We start from the raw sequence: 15,511 nt of genomic DNA on the forward strand, positions 1-15,511 counted from the left end.
GCTTACATTATAATAAAATCAGACTTGCCCTGATAATGCAATCATGTGTGTAATGTATGGACAAATGTGACTTTTCAAAAGGGAGGCGATATAATCAGGGAGAACTCTGTCCGCTGCATTGATCCACCCTTAGAGGAGTGGCAGCGCTCTCCAAAGAAAGGCGGTCCCAGTATGGAACATACTTATTCTGTAGGATCAAATCCCGTAGTTTACGATAGCCAGCATCTGCATGTGCTTTTTGCCGGTGAGAGCCAGACCCTCCCGCTGCATCAGGCCGGTCCCAAAATCTACGATTACTACCTGCTGCACTTCATCGAATCCGGCTGCGGAACCTTTCGGACCGAGCAGCACAAGTACGAGCTTGGACCGGGAGACTGCTTCCTCATTCATCCCGGCCAGCTCGTCAGCTACGTCTCGGACCGGGAGCAGCCCTGGCGCTACCGCTGGGCTGCCTTTACCGGCACGGACGCGGACGGTCTCGTGCTGCAGGCCGGCTTCACTCCGCAGAAGCCGGTGCTGTCCACCGCCGAAGGCAGTGTCTTCCCCGGCGCGCTGGCCGGGATGATGCGCGCCTTCTACGCGAACAAAGAAAGCGCCCATCTAACCTCGCTGGGCTATCTCTATCTGCTCGTCGGCGAAGCGGCAGAACTGCTCCTCTCCTCCTCGAGACTGCCCGGCGCAGAATCGCAGGTCAAGCGTACCGTGAAGCAAATGATCCACTACATGGCGGCGCAGTATGCCCATCCCGTCTCCATTGAACAAATGTGCGCCAGCCTTGGCTACAACCGCGCTTATCTGTCGCGGATCTTCAAGCAGGAGACCGGCCTGTCGCCCGTCACCTACCTGCTGAAGCTGCGCATTGAGAAATCGCGTCAGCTTCTCCGCGAACGCCCGGAGCTGTCCGTCGAGCAGGTTGCCGCCTCTGTCGGACTGACGGATGCCCTCTACTTCTCGCGCCAGTTCAAGCGCTTCTGCGCCCAGTCGCCCACTTCCTACCGCATTACGACGGCAAGACACGGAGAGAAGTAGCGGCGGCTGGTCCAGGAGGAGAGCTTGGACGCCCGGCTATGAAAATAACCTCAACCTCCACTAACTGTGGAATTTGAGGTCATCTTCGGCCATCCTGCGGATAACCGATGCTTCATAGTTGCTCCTGAATTCTGCTCATGACTGCTCCGATACGATCGGTAAGAATCAGATCCGCCTGATGATCATATGGGGTGGGATCGCCGTTCAGCAGGACAGTGTGCCGGCCGCGGAAGTAGGTAATCAGGCTGGCCGCCGGCTGAACGGTGAGCGAAGTGCCGCCAATAATAAGCAGATCTGCGCCGGCAATCGCCGTTACCGATGCTACCAGCACATCATGGTCCAGCTCCTCTTCGTAGAGCACCACATCGGGCTTCATGATCCCGCCGCATTCAGGGCAGCGCGGAACACGGTCGGTGGAGGCAAGCACTTGCTCCAGGCCGTAATAACGCGAGCAATCCATACAATGGTTGCGGTGGATGGAGCCGTGCAGCTCAAGCACCTGCCTGCTGCCGGCAAGCTGATGCAGGCCGTCAATATTTTGCGTGATGACCGCCTTTAGCTTGCCCTGGCGCTCCAGTTCAGCCAGTAGAAGGTGGGCTCCGTTTGGCTTCGCTTCCGGGTGAATCATTTTACTGCGGTAAAAATCAAAAAAAATGTCCGGGCAGGACATAAAAAAGCTGCGGCTCAGCATCACCTCAGGCGGATAAGGGGAATTATGCTGGGTCTGGTACAGGCCTGCCGCGGAGCGGAAATCCGGAATCCCGCTTTCCGTAGATGTTCCGGCGCCTCCAAAAAAGACAATGTTGCCGCTATCCTTAATCCAGGAAACCAGTGTCTGCAATTGATCCATGATATCATGCGCATCCTTTCCATATAAAATTCAGTAAGTAAGGCGGAGCTGATGATAGCCGGAAACAATCGTATCCGCATCCAGCAAGTGACCGGGACTCCCCGATCTGGAGATTCCGACGGAGAGCCGCAGACCCGCATTTTTGCCAAGCTGCATGTCGGCGTTGCTGTCGCCGATAATCACCGTCTCCCCGGGTCTCAGCCCCAGCTCCCGGCAAGCGGTCTCAGCCATTTCGGGAGCGGGTTTGCCGTGTGCAACCCTGTCTCTCGTAACTATTGTATGAAAATATCCGGCGACACCGAGCCATTCCAGTTGCTCGCCTGTAGTCTTGGCCCCATCAGAGGTAACAACGCCCAGCTTCATAGAAGCTGCCGCACACTGCTGCAGAAAAGGCAGCAGATCCGGCATAGGCACCGCGGAACGGCGGCGGCGCAGCTCATTCATAGCGTCCTTGTCGATGGCGGTTACACGGGTCATCGCTTCGTTCCAGGGTACTCCGGCTGCGTATAGCTGCCAGGCAAGAATCCCGTTCGTCTCCTCGGCGGTTGCCATGGAGAGCGGTCCGGCTGCATCGTAGCCAATTACTTTGCCGGATGCATCATGGACCGTACCAAGCACCTTGGCGATATCTGTACGGGAACTTCCCGCAGCGCCCATCATCTCCAGTTGATTCTCCAGCCCCTCAAGCATAATTTCCGCCCAGGCTCCCCAAGTAGCCAGCAAATCAAGCAGGGTGCCATCCTTGTCGAACAAGATGCCCTTGCAGGGCACGGACAAATCATTTACATGCAGATCAGCCATTCTCCGGCTCCTCTCCTTGAACGGGGTGCTGGACTAACGAAGATTTCCCAGCCAATCCAGCATGGCCCGCGCCGTGCGGATCTGCTGCTCTTCCTCGGTTATCGCCGCTTTCCCGTCCCCCTTCTGCTCGCCGTAGCTCCCGAACTGGGCATGATTGCCGCCCTTGACCGAATAATACACCGTATTGCCCGGCAGGTAGGAACGGCCTTCATTGTATCTTGCCTGGTCCACGACTTTATCCTCTGTACCCAGCACTGACAAGACGGACAATGTGGTGTCCTTCAGACTGCCTTTCTCATCCGGGTAAGAGGCCAGGAAAAAAACACCCTCCAGTTGGCCGGCATGGTCCGCCGCGTAACGCGAAGCCATCACGCCGCCAAGCGAATGGCCGCCCAGAACAAAGGTCAGGTTGGGATGCACACGGATAATGTCATCCGCCGCATCGCTTTTGATTACCGCAAGATTCAGCGGCATTTTGGCAATGTAGAACGGATGGCCGGCTGCGGCGATTTTTTTGGCGAGCGGTGCGTATGCCTCTGCCTTTACCAAGGCTCCCGGATAAAAGATGACAGCCGCGCCAAGGATGGCGGAAGGCTCAAATGAAATCCAGTTATCATTTTGTTCCACGCTGACCCCGCCCGAAGAGAGCAGTGCGGTCTCCGCTTTTTCCTCGGGAGCATAAGGGATTAAGTATCTCCAAAGCAACAGCCCGGCCGCAATGATGATGACTGCAATTCCTAAGAGAACGCGGCGTATCGTTATTTTTTTCTTCAATTATGTTCACTCCCCGGTACTGCCTACAGAAAATTATAGAGGAATCAATGAAATCAAACAACCTTCAACACATCGCCACAATTATCCGCCTTGATAGCGCTTACTAATGTGATTTAGTTCACAATTGATTTACCGAAAATCTTGTATTTTAAAATTAAAATAATTCACTTGGCACAACTATTGGCTAACGATATTGGAGGTTAGGTCATGGCAGCAGAAAGCCCCGTTGCAGCGCGCGGAGACACGTTTTTTCTGAATCTGCGCTTCATGCTTATTGTCACCGTTTTTGCCGGCAACGCCATTGAACCTCTGATTGGCCGTATGAGCGGAATGCATAGCCTGTACCTGTGGATCTTCAGTTTTCATATGCCGCTGTTCGTGCTCGTGACCGGCTATTTCGCCAGATCAAGCCTCTCCGGGACCGCAGGCCGCAGGGTGCTGATGCAAATCGGACTTCAATACCTTATTTTTCAAAGCCTGTATTCGCTGCTTGACGTTTCCCTCTTCCATGTCACTAACATACATCACTCCTTCTTCGCACCTTATCTGCTGCTCTGGTTCCTGGCCAGTCATGCCTGCTGGCGTCTCTTGATGCTCGGCATGAGCAGATGGAGCAAATCCGCCCAAATCATCTTCGCTGTCTCGGCTGGCGTTGCAGTAGGCTATCTTCAGCTTGACGGGTTCTGGTTCAGCATCAGCCGCACCTTTGTTTATTTGCCGTTTTTTGTAATAGGCTATCATTTCTCCTTCGATGCCTTGATCCGGTTCTACAACAAATATGTCAAAATCGCTGCCGCCGCTGCTTCGGTCCTGCTGCTGGTTCTTCTCGGCGCACTGGGTTCGAACCTTCCCCCGGGCTGGCTGTATGGAAGCATGACCTATACGCAGCTCGGAGCCGCTGAGTGGTATGCGGGTGTGTACCGTCTGGCGATGTACGGCCTGCAGCTTGCCGCTTCGCTCGCTTTTCTGGGCTGGGTGCCTTACCGGCTGAGCCGGATGACTGATTATGGGCGCCGTACGCTGTATGTCTTCCTGCTGCACGGCTTTGTTGTCCGGCTGGCCGCCGCTTCGGGAATCTACGCTTATCTCGGCAATCCCGCCGGGGCTGCGCTTGTGCTGCTGTCCGCAGTTGCCTTCACAGTGCTGCTCGCCCACCCCTCCGTCAAGAAGCTGCTTCATCGGCTGGTCGAGCCTTCCGTGGATTGGATGATCACCCTGCAGCGCGCCGCTCTGCGCCGTTCCCTGTAATATTGCTCCAAATGCGGCCTGTCCCTTTAGGGATGGGCTTTTTTTCCTTATGGCAAGGAAAGCGGTTAACGACAAACTTCACATTGTCCGGTAGAAAAAAGAGGCCTTTTGTGATAGACTCTCTTATAACGTTCGTATTAAATCCGCTTAAATTTTATAGAAACGGCTTCGCCCTCCTTCTGTTTCTGCAAGAAGCTGGACCCCGTTCTTTCTATAAACCGCAGTTGCGCAGCTTTTGGGATTGCAATGCGTTAATGCGACACTATATCGGTTCACACATCATTTAGGAGGGGAAAGTCATCATGGCAGACAAGAAAATGCGCTCAGACATGATCAAAAAAGGCTTTGACCGCGCTCCGCACCGCAGTCTTCTGCGTGCAGCCGGCGTAAAAGAGGAGGATTTCGGCAAGCCGTTCATCGCGGTCTGCAACTCCTATATCGACATTGTCCCAGGCCACGTGCATCTGCAGGAATTCGGTAAAATCGTCAAGGACGCAATCCGCGAAGCCGGCGGCGTTCCTTTTGAATTTAACACCATCGGTGTGGATGATGGGATTGCCATGGGTCACATCGGGATGCGCTATTCCCTGCCCAGCCGCGAGATCATCGCCGATGCCCTGGAAACTGTCGTTTCCGCGCACTGGTTCGACGGCATGGTCTGCATTCCCAACTGTGATAAAATTACCCCGGGCATGATGATGGGCGCCCTGCGCGTTAACATCCCGACGATTTTTGTCAGCGGCGGACCAATGAAGGCCGGTGTGGACAGCAAAGGCAAAAAGCTCTCCCTCACTTCCGTATTCGAAGGCGTCGGTGCTCATCAGGTCGGCAAAATCAACGATGAAGAGCTGCTTGAGCTTGAACAATACGGCTGTCCAACCTGCGGCTCCTGTTCCGGGATGTTCACCGCGAACTCCATGAACTGTCTGGCCGAAGCGCTGGGCCTCGCTCTGCCGGGCAACGGCACCATTCTCGCGGTAGCCGAAGAACGCAGAGCGTTCGTCCGCAAATCGGCGACCCAGCTCATGGAGCTGATCAAGCTGGACTTGAAGCCGCGTGATATCGTAACCAAGGAATCGCTCGACAATGCCTTCGCACTTGATATGGCCATGGGCGGCTCTACCAATACTGTGCTTCACACCCTGGCACTCGCTCAGGAAGCGGAGATTGATTATCCGCTGGAACGCATCAACGAAGTGGCGAACCGGGTACCTTACCTGTCTAAGCTGGCTCCGGCTTCGGATATCTTTATCGAAGACGTTGACCGGGCAGGCGGCGTAAGCGCCGTGCTGAACGAGCTGCTTAAGAAACCGGGAGCAATCTTCGGTGATTGCATGACCGTTACCGGCAAAACACTGGCCGAGAACGTAACCGGCCACGAGATCCTGGATACGAGCGTTATCCATCCGCTGGATAAGCCATATTCCGAAGTGGGGGGCTTGTCCGTCCTGTACGGCAATCTGGCTCCTGAAGGCTCCATCATCAAAGTCGGCGCCGTAGATGCCTCCGTTGGCGGCTATCATAAAGGCCCGGCGATCTGCTTCGATTCCCAGGAAGAAGCGCTCGCAGGCATCGCTAACGGCAAGGTCAAAGAAGGACATGTTGTCGTGATCCGCTATGAAGGTCCGAAGGGCGGACCGGGCATGCCGGAAATGCTGGCCCCTACTTCGCAGATCGTTGGCATGGGTCTTGGCGCCAAGGTCGGCCTGATCACCGATGGCCGCTTCTCCGGCGCATCGCGCGGCATCAGCATCGGCCATATCTCTCCTGAGGCGGCGGAAGGCGGACCTATCGCTTTTGTCGAAGACGGCGATCTCATCGAGCTGGATCTTAATAACCGCAAGATCGAGCTGCTGGTGGACGAGGAAGTGCTGGCGGTCCGCCGCAGCGGCTGGAAAGGCTTCGAGCCTAAGGTCAAAACCGGCTATCTGGCCCGCTACTCCAAGCTGGTTACCAATGCCAGCAAGGGCGGCGTGCTGAAGATCTAGCAGGATCGGACATACTCATAAACGGGCGTCCCACAACCACTTTAGCTAGGTGGTTATGGGACGCTTTTTTTTGACTGGCAAGCCTTGCTCCAGCCCTTCCCGAACATAAAAAAAGCCCCCATAGCCAAAGGCCACGGAAGCTTATCCTATAATTGCTATTACATTTACCATTGAATATTAATGCACCGCAGTCGCCCCAGGCAGTTCGGCTTCCAGGGACAGATCCTCTTCCCTTAGCCGTTCCCGCGGCTTCACAGGTTTCTGCGGACGCTGCTGATTCATCTGGTCAAGCAAATGAGAGATCGACATCAGCATCATTTTGGGGACCAGCACGTCGCTGCGCTCCTTGAGCCTTGCACTCCCCGCCGGATGGATAACGCTCAGCAGAATGCTTAAGTAGAACTTAGTGGAGCGGGCGAACCAGCCCTTCGGCAAATCAAGAACCATGAACCCGAATTTCTCCGGCCCCCGGTTGATCATACTGACACCGTACAGCGCTTTGGCCTCAGCCAAATCCACATCCCCGGCAATCCGCTCCGCAAGCATCGGCATATCCTTCTCCATGTGACGAATCAGACGGATCGCAAGCTGGGCTGAAGAACGGGACCGGACACCCAGCTCGAACAACTGCCTGTTGTCGATATGCAGCTCAATAACCTTGTCGCCTTTCTTGAGCAGCTCACCGTCCTCCAACTGCACCGGTTCGCCTTGATATTTGCGCAGACGGTAGTGCAGGAACGGGTCTGACGGCGAAATAGCCTTAACCTGGAACATCATCTGGAAGATTTGCTCCCAGACCAGCCATAAACGAACCACCAGCCGCTTACCAAAGGAAAGACGATAGATCGGAGAATTCTGCATATTCTTGATCATCTCATCAACCCGGATACTGCGCAGTCCTCGTCTCTGTGCCTCCTCCAGCATCTGTTCCAGGGCAATCAGCATATGCTCCGGCGCGTTCGGGTCTGCTCCCAGTGTAGTGCCGCAATCATGCAGCAGCATCACTTCACCCGGATTCAGCTTGCTGAGCAGCTTTTCAGTGAGCCGGTCTGCGCCCAGCTTCTCCTTCCAATCCCCGAACATGGCTGACCAAAGAACAATCTGCACCTGACGGCGTTTGGAAAAGTCGAACAAATTGACAATTCCCCACGGCGGACGGTAATACGTGCTGCGCTCGCCGGTAATACTGTAAATGATATCATCGGTACGCTGAATCTGTTGTTTGACGGTAGCCGGACGCATCAGCCAATTCGTTTTGTGCACGTAATTATGAATCCCGATCAAATGCCCCTCATCATGCATCCGCTTGATAACCTCCGGATTCTGTTCAGCATGCGAGCCAACAACAAAGAAGGTTGCCTTTGCCCCATAACGCTTAAGCAGGTCCAGCAGAAGCGGTGTATAGTGGGGGTCGGGCCCATCGTCAAAGGTTAGCGCAAAATCAGTGCGTCCAGTCCCTTTGCGAAAGACACGATATCCAAATATCCGGCTGATCATACCGGGGATAAACGCATAAAAGGTTGAGATGTAAAATAACCAGAGCAGCAAAGTCTGCATGTAAATTCCCCGCTTTTTCAGAGTTGACTTTGGCTTTCCTTGCCAAGTTGAATGAAATACCTCAGGTTTCCAGGTGAGCAGAATCCCACAAAAAAACGCTACCCCCTATTTTAACACAGCTATGAAAGAAATAGACGCTTTTTTATTAAAATCGTGTACAATGAATTTAAGCTAATTCATAAAAAACATCATATACAAAAAAGGAGTCGTTTATATCTATGCTGCCGCTGTACAAAAAATATTGGCGCACCATCTTTGATGTTGGACTGGTGGTTCTTACCGTGTATCTTGTGATGCTTGGTTTCAGCACACTGTACCGATTAGCAGCGCCGGTGTTTTTATCTTTTTTCGTATTCCTCCTGATCGAGCCGCTGGCCCGTTTTCTGAACCGCCGGGGGATGGCCAAATCGTTCGCCTCCGCCATTTCCGTGATACTGTTTCTGATTATTTTGCTGGGTGCCTTATTCGGAGCCGGACTTCTAATCACTATGCAGGCGCTTCAATTTCAAGACGACCTTCCTAAATATACATATGTGGTCCAGCAGCAATTTGCCGAGGCTACAAGCTACCTTCAACACCGGATCGAAGCGCTGCCGCCTAATCTTACGGATAAACTTAACGGCTATTTCACAGACGCAACCAATGTTCTCTCTAAATGGATGATCGCTTTCTTTAAGTATATGATCGGAATTCTCGGCTCCTTCTCTTCTTTTATGGCTAATTTCGGCATTGCGATCATTCTGGCGTTTTTCCTCAGCATGGAAATCAAGGACTGGAAAAAAATCGCGCATGATAAAATGCCCAAGACGTTCAAGACCGCGTACGCTTTTTTACAGGGGAATGTCTTTAAGGCAATCGGTTCCTATATAAAAGCACAACTGATACTGATCAGCATTACTTTTGCAATTGTGCTGGCCGGCCTGTTCATTCTTCAGACCGGAAATGAAATTACAATGGCACTTGTCTGTGCCGTGGTCGATGTGCTCCCGCTGCTCGGCGTGTCGGCGGTGCTGATTCCCTGGATTGTATACCTGTTCATTATCGGCAATACCCCGCTTGCCATTGGAATGATTATTCTGCTTGTGGTGGTGCTGATTACACGGCAATTGCTGGAGCCGAAGATCATGGGCAACTCCATCGGGGTATCTTCCGCCTTCCTGATGCTCTCGTTCGTCATTCTGTCCAGCTCCCTGTTCGGGGTAGCGGGACTGATTCTTTCACCGATTCTGCTCATCCTGGTTAAGGAGCTGATCCAGCAGGGTTATCTCCAGCAATGGATCTTTCTGCCCCAGGAGGAGTTCATTGTCTCACCGTTCGCAGCAAGCTCGTCTTCGGCTGCCGGTGACCCGGCTTCGGGTGACTTTCCAGATTCTCAAGCGCCCGAAGATTCAGACAGCAGTTCAAATACTTGACCGAACAGCTTGACAGCAGCATGCGGACTCCCCGGAGCCACGTTCTCCACCAGAGCGGAAACTGCATATTTGGGATGATCCACCGGCCCGTAGCCGATGAACCATTGGTTATTGCGCGGCACACCTTTGACCAGCGTCTGGGCTGTGCCCGACTTGCCTGCTAGGGGCCACTTCGTGCCCAGCAGGCTTTTGCCGGTTCCCTCGGTCACAACCTTGCGCATCAGAGACAGCAGCGTCCGGGCGGTGGCCGGCGATATTCTGCCCTGGGAAGCCGGCGCCAGATGTCCGGGCAGGTCCTGCAGCGTCTGGCCGTTGGCAAAAGCTACCCGCTGCAAAATACGCGGCGCCCGGACCTCTCCGCCATGCAGCAGCGTAACCAGCAGATTCGCCGCCTGGAGCGGCGTGATTCTGACGTCACGCTGGCCGATCGCCGTCTGCACCCTGGCCCCGCCGTCATCCGGCAGCAGGGTGGTAAAGATGGTTCCCGGCTGCTCCCCGGCCAGCGGACGGAGCAGCGGCAAGCCAAGCGTGTTCTCCGCTTGCCAGCTAATGTCTCTTCCCAGGCCAAGCGCCAGCGCTGCGCTCTGAAGCTGCGCCCCGCTCAGCCGCTCAGCCAGCGAAGCAAATACAGTATTGCAGGACACGGCGAACCCCTCAGCCATCGTAAGGGAGCCGTGAGCTTTACCTGCCGGGCAGGACAAGCCGTATTTGCCGTAATGCCCGGAGCAATAGAATTTTTCTTCAGGCGAAGTGATGCCGGCCTCCAATGCAGCGGCGGCGGTAACAAGCTTGAAGATCGAGCCGGGAACCGCCGCTTGGAGCGCCCGGTTGTTCCATTCTCCTCCCTTAGGCGAGATATGTCCGGGATCATAGAACGGCAAAGATACCATAGCTTCAATATCTCCGTTTGCCGCATCCAGAACCACAACCGCCCCCTCTTTGACTCCCGCCTTGGCGGCCAGCTTCTCAATCCCCTCTTGGAGACTCTTATCAATTGTTGTATATAAAGACAGCGGGTAATAGGGATTCCCCGGTGCTCTTACCCGGATCGGACTACCCGAAAGACGGTTGCCCCGCGCGTCCACCTGCGCATAGGCTTCGGTGTGGCCAACCCCCTGAAGCAGTGGCTCCAGCGTTTTCTCCAGCCCGTCAGTCCCTGTCAGCGGGACTCTCAGGCCGGTTGGCGATTCCTTAATTTCTCCTGCCGAGGCCTCGGACAGATACCCCAGCCACTGGCGGCCTGTCGCTTCCCCCCCGTATCTGCGGGCAAAGGGCAGCACCCGCACACCGTCAATGCCAAGCCGCTCTACTTCGTCTGCCTCTGCCGGGGTCAGCTCCTGCGGATTTTTGCCGCGGCCGGACGGCCACAGCAGCGGCTGCTTAAGCCCGCTGCGCCTGGCTTGAAGCTGCTCGTACGTCACGTCGAGCACGGTGGCAAGCCGCTGCAGCTTCTCCTTGTCCGCAGCGCTGACTGCCGCCTCTGCCGCAGCCTCCTCCTGCGGAAAAAAAGCCGCCGTCCACACCGTTTCGCCGGCAAGCGGCAGTCCGTTCCTGTCATACAGGCGGCCCCGCCCGCTGTCCAGCACCGTTTCCCGCTCCCTTTGAATTTCCGCCATCTTGGAAAGGGGGTACTCTGTTCCCGCAACCTTCCTGTCCTTCAGCAGCAATTGCACCCATGCCAACCTAAGAATCAGTACTGCAACCAGCGCAGTCAAAAGAAGTGAACCCCAAAATATACGTTTACGGTTAAGCTTATGCAAGACCATTCCTCCTGAAGTCAGTAGCCTTACGCTGACAGGGTTCATGACCTTTATTATACCCACAGAACCACTTCAGAATAACCCTGGAAACCGTCAAACCGCTGCCAGTTTTTATTCATACTCTGAAAAAACCGCTCCTTCCAAATGGAAGAAGCGGCTGCGCAGATAACATCTAAAGATTAGCCAGACTGCATTTCATCATGCACTGCTTATACGCTGAATTTGGACAGCCTTTCCTTGAGCTTCAATGAAGCATGCTCCAGCTTTGCAATCAATCTAAGTGAAGTACGGCTTTTCCGGAAAATTTCCGTTCCATCAGCTTGCGGGCAACAGTGTCAATTTCGGTCCAGGGCGCCTCCACTTCTATCCGGGGCGTTAACCGTCCGTCTGCAATCAGCCGGGCCAGCAAGCTCAGATCGTTCGCGGCTGATTGACGAGTGAGCTCCTCTCCAAGAAAGAAGCTGTACAAGGTTCTTCCTCCGCTGGTCACCAGATTCATCATATTGATCGTCGCGGTATGTGAAGAGGAGAAACCTACCGCAACGCAAATGCCTTGTGGCGCAAGCTGCGGCAGCAGCGCCGCCAGTGTATCGCCGCCTACCGAATCAATGATCAGATCGTACGGCCCGAATTTGCAGGCAGATGAAATTGCCGAATATCCAATGACCACTTCGTCGGCTCCAGCCTCTCGTACAAGCAAGGCCTTCTCTTCCGTGCTGGCCGTACCTACGACGAATGCGCCGGACTGGGCTGCAAGCTGATGGGTGAACAGCCCAACACCACCGGTAGAGCCTGTAATAAAAATGCGCTTGCCGAGCAGCATGCCACCTTTACGGAGGGCATTAAGCGCCGTCAGGCCGGCTACGGGTAAGGTCGCCGCCTCCGTTAAAGTAAGCTTGTCCGGGATCTCCGTCAGCATAGATACGGGGGCGGCAACCTGCTCGCTCCACGCCCCCATCGGGAGCAAACCGACAACCCTGGCCCCTTTTTGGGGACCTGCGCCGCTCTTGGCCGGCTCGATCACAATTCCGGCAAAATCCCAGCCGGGTCTGCTTGATACTTCCTGATCCTTGGCGTCTATCACTTCACCGCGATTGAGAGAGACGGCCTTCACTTGCACAAGCGCTTCCCAGGGCTGGGCCTGTGGTGCATCAACCTCCTTCAACGCCAAATGTGACGGAGCAAGCGGATCAACTACAATGGCACGAATCATATTGTATCTCCTCCATGAATTGGTTATTGGTTGTGTGTCATTAGATGACTTTCGATTTCATTGAGGAGTATACTTTACATTAATGATCGGCCCAAGTGCAGAACTACACTTCGTAAGAGAAGGGAAAAGAAGATGGACATCCATACAGAGAATTCCAGACTTAAAATCGTATTGGGAGAGATTGAAGCGTTGCGGATGAAACGCCAGCACGTCCTTGCCGATCAGCCTCACCCATCCTTGAAACGATTTACCCAACAGGAGCTGAACGACGAGGCCTTTCCTTCGTATAAAAATCTGCTGGTTGGGCGTTCCCGCCGCATACCGGATCGTCAGACGATCATCAATATTGCTGAATATCTTGAATGTACCTTTGACGAGCGTAACGATCTGCTTTTGGCAGCAGGTTACCTTCCTTTCCAGACTGAATTAGAGGGACGGGCACTGGAGCATGCATTGGAGTGGGCGCATCAAACGATGAGAGGCCTTCCCTTTCCCGCCATGATCATAACTCACACACAGGACATCAAGGGGGTTAACGAGCCGTTTCGCCGTTTGTTCGATATCCCGCTCGACCGTTCTTACGATGGCTTAATGAACAGGGTCGATTTTCATTTTAATTCCGATTTGCCTATCCGGCCCCGCTCCACTTTCGACAAAGCTTCATTCGAGCAGTGGGAGGCACACGCCATAAACGGGATACACGCGCTCAAGAGGGAGCACATGCTCTCCCGATATGATGCGTGGTATCAAAAATTGTTTCAGAGATTTCAGAAATATAACGTGGACGAATATATGAATATGCAGGATGCAGTGGAAAGGTTAGATCAGACGCAAACCATACTAGCCAGGATGGAAAGCTCCGGCGAGCTTGCTCCCATTCGCTACAGACAGGTTTCGATTTCCGCAGGTAGCCGTGCATATCCGCAAATTGCGGTTTTCCTGCCGGTCGATGCTGCCGCGCGTACAGTTTTCGAGAACCTGGGATGTCCTATTAATTGTGAATTCGTCTAACCACCGGGATGAGGTAGACTGCTTGTACACCTTTGACCGTTGTGAGCCAGCGAGCCAGCTCCTCATTGATCCGTTCACACCAGCAGGATTACATCCAGCTTATCTGCGGTTTGCTTGACCGTCTGCGGATTGGCCGATAAAGCGTTGGCCTCAATCGTTTGTCTGGCGACAGAATACGAGGTATATCCAAGGGACAGAGTTATCGCCAGCGTCGCAATGAAAACACGAGAAAAAGCCGCATCCCTAGCGACTTGGAGGGATGCAGCCGGGTAAATATAACCTTTATTGCCTGCTGCTTGTTATTCAAAAAAATCAACGCCAAATCCACTATATTCTTGCACCGCTATCCGTTACAAGTTCATGAACGTCTGCAGTGTTCGATCCGCAAGATATGGAAGATACTCATGACCGTATTCGTAATAGACCATCAGGTCTTTCGGTGCTGTGATTTTGTTGTATGCGGCAAATTGCGTTGAAGGCGGGCAGATCGTATCTGCAAGTCCGGTCACCCATAACACCTTGGCCTGAATTCGGCTCGCCAAATTCTGAATATCAATATAACCCAGCCGGTTAAAAATCTCTTCCTCCCGTTCATGGTGCGGATCAAAGAAGCGGAAGTAATAATTGATCTCCTCATAAGCCGAAGTCGTGATATCCAGCTCCCAGGCCCGTTTGTAGTCGGAGAGGAACGGATAGACCGGGACTGCCATAGAGATGCGCGGCTCTAGCGCGGCGCAGGCGACAGTCAAGGCTCCCCCTTGGGAACAACCATAGGCACCCACCCGTGCCGGGTCCACTTCCGGCATGCTCATCAGAATGCGCGCCGTCTGGGCGGTATCCAGAAATACGTTGCGGTAGTACAGGTTGTCCGGATTCGGGTCATCAAGCCCGCGGATGATGTGGCCGCGGATGGTTGTGCCCTGCACCGTCAGATTATCCTCGGATAATCCCCCCTGCCCCCGGCAGTCCATTGCCAGCACACTGATTCCGTGCGCGGCATATGCAACCTTCTCCATCCAATCGCCGCTGTCGCAGGAATAGCCGTGGAAGATTACAATACCCCGGCCTTTTTCCTGCGCCGCCTTCTTAGGTCTTGCATATTTGCAATGAATTCTGGCCCCGCCTACTCCGGTGAAATAGAGATGAAAACACTCGGCCAGCTCACTGGTGAATTCCGCCGGCACCAGTTCATAGTCCAGCGGCTGGGCATCCAGGTCGCGCAGGGCGCGGTCCCAGAATGAATCAAAATCCGCAGGTTTTGGGCTGCTGCCTTCGTAGGCTTGTAGCTGGGGGAGTGATCTTTCGCTTGTCATAGTAAATCCTCCTTAGGGTTGGATTGAAATGTGATGGGCAAAGTAGGGTGGTGAGGTGAGTGTGGGTCACTGCGGGGAATGTTGGTTCCGATCGCTGTTGTTCCCGGATTTCCTGATTAATACCGCTGGGCGGTAGAAATCCGGGAACAGCATCTGCTTCCGAAGCGAGCTTTCCTTCGGAAAGCTTACAAGCGAACGCTACGCTTCTCCACTCAACATTCCCCTACGTTCGTTACACTCACCACAGGGTTTGCAAGAACAAGTTAAATCCAATAATTTGGATTTAACCTGGAAACGACTACATAGACTGCTTCATTTAAGTTCGGCGCTCAAGCTGTAGCTGTGTAGCTTGAGCTTGAGCTGTAGCTCTAGCTGTATTTCATACAACTAAAATTACCTATTTAGGCGCTATAACTGATTTAATTGCACTCTGTACATTTAGATCGAGCGCAATTGAGTAAAAGAAGTCTTTCCGCCATTTTTAACTGTACAGAATACATTTATCGTAAAAAAACAGGGTTTGCTGAGCCTTTTAACTGCAGCAAATACAATGAG

12 protein-coding genes are annotated in these 15,511 nt (G+C 53.7%); 5 read left to right on the forward strand and 7 right to left on the reverse strand.

Annotated elements, in window-relative coordinates; genetic code table 11:
- The first annotated feature begins 171 nt into the window (after positions 1–171).
- Positions 172–1,029: an AraC family transcriptional regulator gene (locus tag B212_RS0118095; protein ID WP_019912384.1), complete on the forward strand. Its 858-nt coding sequence runs from the start codon at positions 172–174 to the stop codon at positions 1,027–1,029.
- Between the two features lie 112 nt (positions 1,030–1,141).
- Here the strand turns inward: B212_RS0118095 and B212_RS0118100 are convergent, their stop codons facing one another.
- From B212_RS0118100 to B212_RS0118110, 3 genes are read right to left on the reverse strand one after another with little or no spacing between them, the layout of a single operon-like run.
- Positions 1,142–1,879, reverse strand: coding sequence for an NAD-dependent protein deacylase (locus B212_RS0118100; protein ID WP_019912385.1), 738 nt, complete (start codon positions 1,877–1,879; stop codon positions 1,142–1,144).
- Between the two features lie 30 nt (positions 1,880–1,909).
- Positions 1,910–2,680: an HAD family hydrolase gene (locus tag B212_RS0118105; RefSeq protein WP_019912386.1), complete on the reverse strand. Its 771-nt coding sequence runs from the start codon at positions 2,678–2,680 to the stop codon at positions 1,910–1,912.
- Positions 2,681–2,713: 33 nt separating this feature from the next.
- Positions 2,714–3,454, reverse strand: a complete 741-nt coding sequence (locus B212_RS0118110; protein WP_019912387.1) for an alpha/beta hydrolase — start codon at positions 3,452–3,454, stop codon at positions 2,714–2,716.
- 207 nt (positions 3,455–3,661) lie between these two features.
- On the opposite strand from B212_RS0118110, the gene B212_RS0118115 reads away from it, so the two are divergent.
- The gene (locus B212_RS0118115) at positions 3,662–4,702 is read left to right on the forward strand and encodes an acyltransferase family protein (RefSeq protein WP_019912388.1); all 1,041 of its coding nucleotides are present in this window, start codon (positions 3,662–3,664) and stop codon (positions 4,700–4,702) included.
- 302 nt (positions 4,703–5,004) lie between these two features.
- On the forward strand, positions 5,005–6,690 hold the full coding sequence (gene ilvD, locus B212_RS0118120; protein WP_019912389.1) for a dihydroxy-acid dehydratase: 1,686 nt from the start codon (positions 5,005–5,007) through the stop codon (positions 6,688–6,690).
- 177 nt (positions 6,691–6,867) lie between these two features.
- Here ilvD and B212_RS0118125 read toward each other — a convergent pair whose 3' ends face one another.
- The gene (locus B212_RS0118125) at positions 6,868–8,247 is read right to left on the reverse strand and encodes a polysaccharide deacetylase family protein (RefSeq protein ID WP_019912390.1); all 1,380 of its coding nucleotides are present in this window, start codon (positions 8,245–8,247) and stop codon (positions 6,868–6,870) included.
- A gap of 218 nt (positions 8,248–8,465) precedes the next feature.
- Here B212_RS0118125 and B212_RS0118130 point away from each other — a divergent pair, with 218 nt between their 5' ends.
- Positions 8,466–9,659, forward strand: a complete 1,194-nt coding sequence (locus tag B212_RS0118130) for an AI-2E family transporter (protein WP_019912391.1) — start codon at positions 8,466–8,468, stop codon at positions 9,657–9,659.
- On the opposite strand, the gene B212_RS0118135 is transcribed toward B212_RS0118130, so the two are convergent.
- A complete protein-coding gene (locus tag B212_RS0118135; RefSeq protein WP_019912392.1) occupies positions 9,620–11,419 on the reverse strand; it encodes a peptidoglycan D,D-transpeptidase FtsI family protein in 1,800 nt (599 codons plus the stop codon). The genes B212_RS0118130 and B212_RS0118135 overlap by 40 nt on opposite strands.
- 271 nt (positions 11,420–11,690) lie before the next feature.
- Positions 11,691–12,632, reverse strand: coding sequence for a zinc-binding dehydrogenase (locus B212_RS0118140; RefSeq protein ID WP_019912393.1), 942 nt, complete (start codon positions 12,630–12,632; stop codon positions 11,691–11,693).
- Positions 12,633–12,764: 132 nt separating this feature from the next.
- Between B212_RS0118140 and B212_RS0118145 the strand changes: the two genes are divergently transcribed.
- A complete protein-coding gene (locus B212_RS0118145; protein WP_019912395.1) occupies positions 12,765–13,643 on the forward strand; it encodes a hypothetical protein in 879 nt (292 codons plus the stop codon).
- A gap of 350 nt (positions 13,644–13,993) precedes the next feature.
- Here B212_RS0118145 and B212_RS0118150 read toward each other — a convergent pair whose 3' ends face one another.
- Positions 13,994–14,956 (reverse strand): acetylxylan esterase, encoded by a 963-nt coding sequence (locus B212_RS0118150; protein ID WP_019912397.1) that lies wholly within the window; start codon positions 14,954–14,956, stop codon positions 13,994–13,996.
- Positions 14,957–15,511 lie beyond the last annotated feature (555 nt).

This window comes from Paenibacillus sp. HW567, assembly GCF_000374185.1.
In the GTDB taxonomy this organism is placed as follows: domain Bacteria; phylum Bacillota; class Bacilli; order Paenibacillales; family Paenibacillaceae; genus Paenibacillus_AQ.

What these genes read in the sequence shown, in the direction of transcription:
- B212_RS0118095 (WP_019912384.1), top strand. Translation starts at nt 172, where the DNA reads ATGGAACATACTTATTCTGTAGGATCAAATCCCGTAGTTTACGATAGC.
- B212_RS0118100 (WP_019912385.1), bottom strand. Translation starts at nt 1,879, where the DNA reads ATGGATCAATTGCAGACACTGGTTTCCTGGATTAAGGATAGCGGCAAC.
- B212_RS0118105 (WP_019912386.1), bottom strand. Translation starts at nt 2,680, where the DNA reads ATGGCTGATCTGCATGTAAATGATTTGTCCGTGCCCTGCAAGGGCATC.
- B212_RS0118115 (WP_019912388.1), top strand. Translation starts at nt 3,662, where the DNA reads ATGGCAGCAGAAAGCCCCGTTGCAGCGCGCGGAGACACGTTTTTTCTG.
- ilvD (WP_019912389.1), top strand. Translation starts at nt 5,005, where the DNA reads ATGGCAGACAAGAAAATGCGCTCAGACATGATCAAAAAAGGCTTTGAC.
- B212_RS0118125 (WP_019912390.1), bottom strand. Translation starts at nt 8,247, where the DNA reads ATGCAGACTTTGCTGCTCTGGTTATTTTACATCTCAACCTTTTATGCG.
- B212_RS0118130 (WP_019912391.1), top strand. Translation starts at nt 8,466, where the DNA reads ATGCTGCCGCTGTACAAAAAATATTGGCGCACCATCTTTGATGTTGGA.
- B212_RS0118140 (WP_019912393.1), bottom strand. Translation starts at nt 12,632, where the DNA reads ATGATTCGTGCCATTGTAGTTGATCCGCTTGCTCCGTCACATTTGGCG.
- B212_RS0118145 (WP_019912395.1), top strand. Translation starts at nt 12,765, where the DNA reads ATGGACATCCATACAGAGAATTCCAGACTTAAAATCGTATTGGGAGAG.
- B212_RS0118150 (WP_019912397.1), bottom strand. Translation starts at nt 14,956, where the DNA reads ATGACAAGCGAAAGATCACTCCCCCAGCTACAAGCCTACGAAGGCAGC.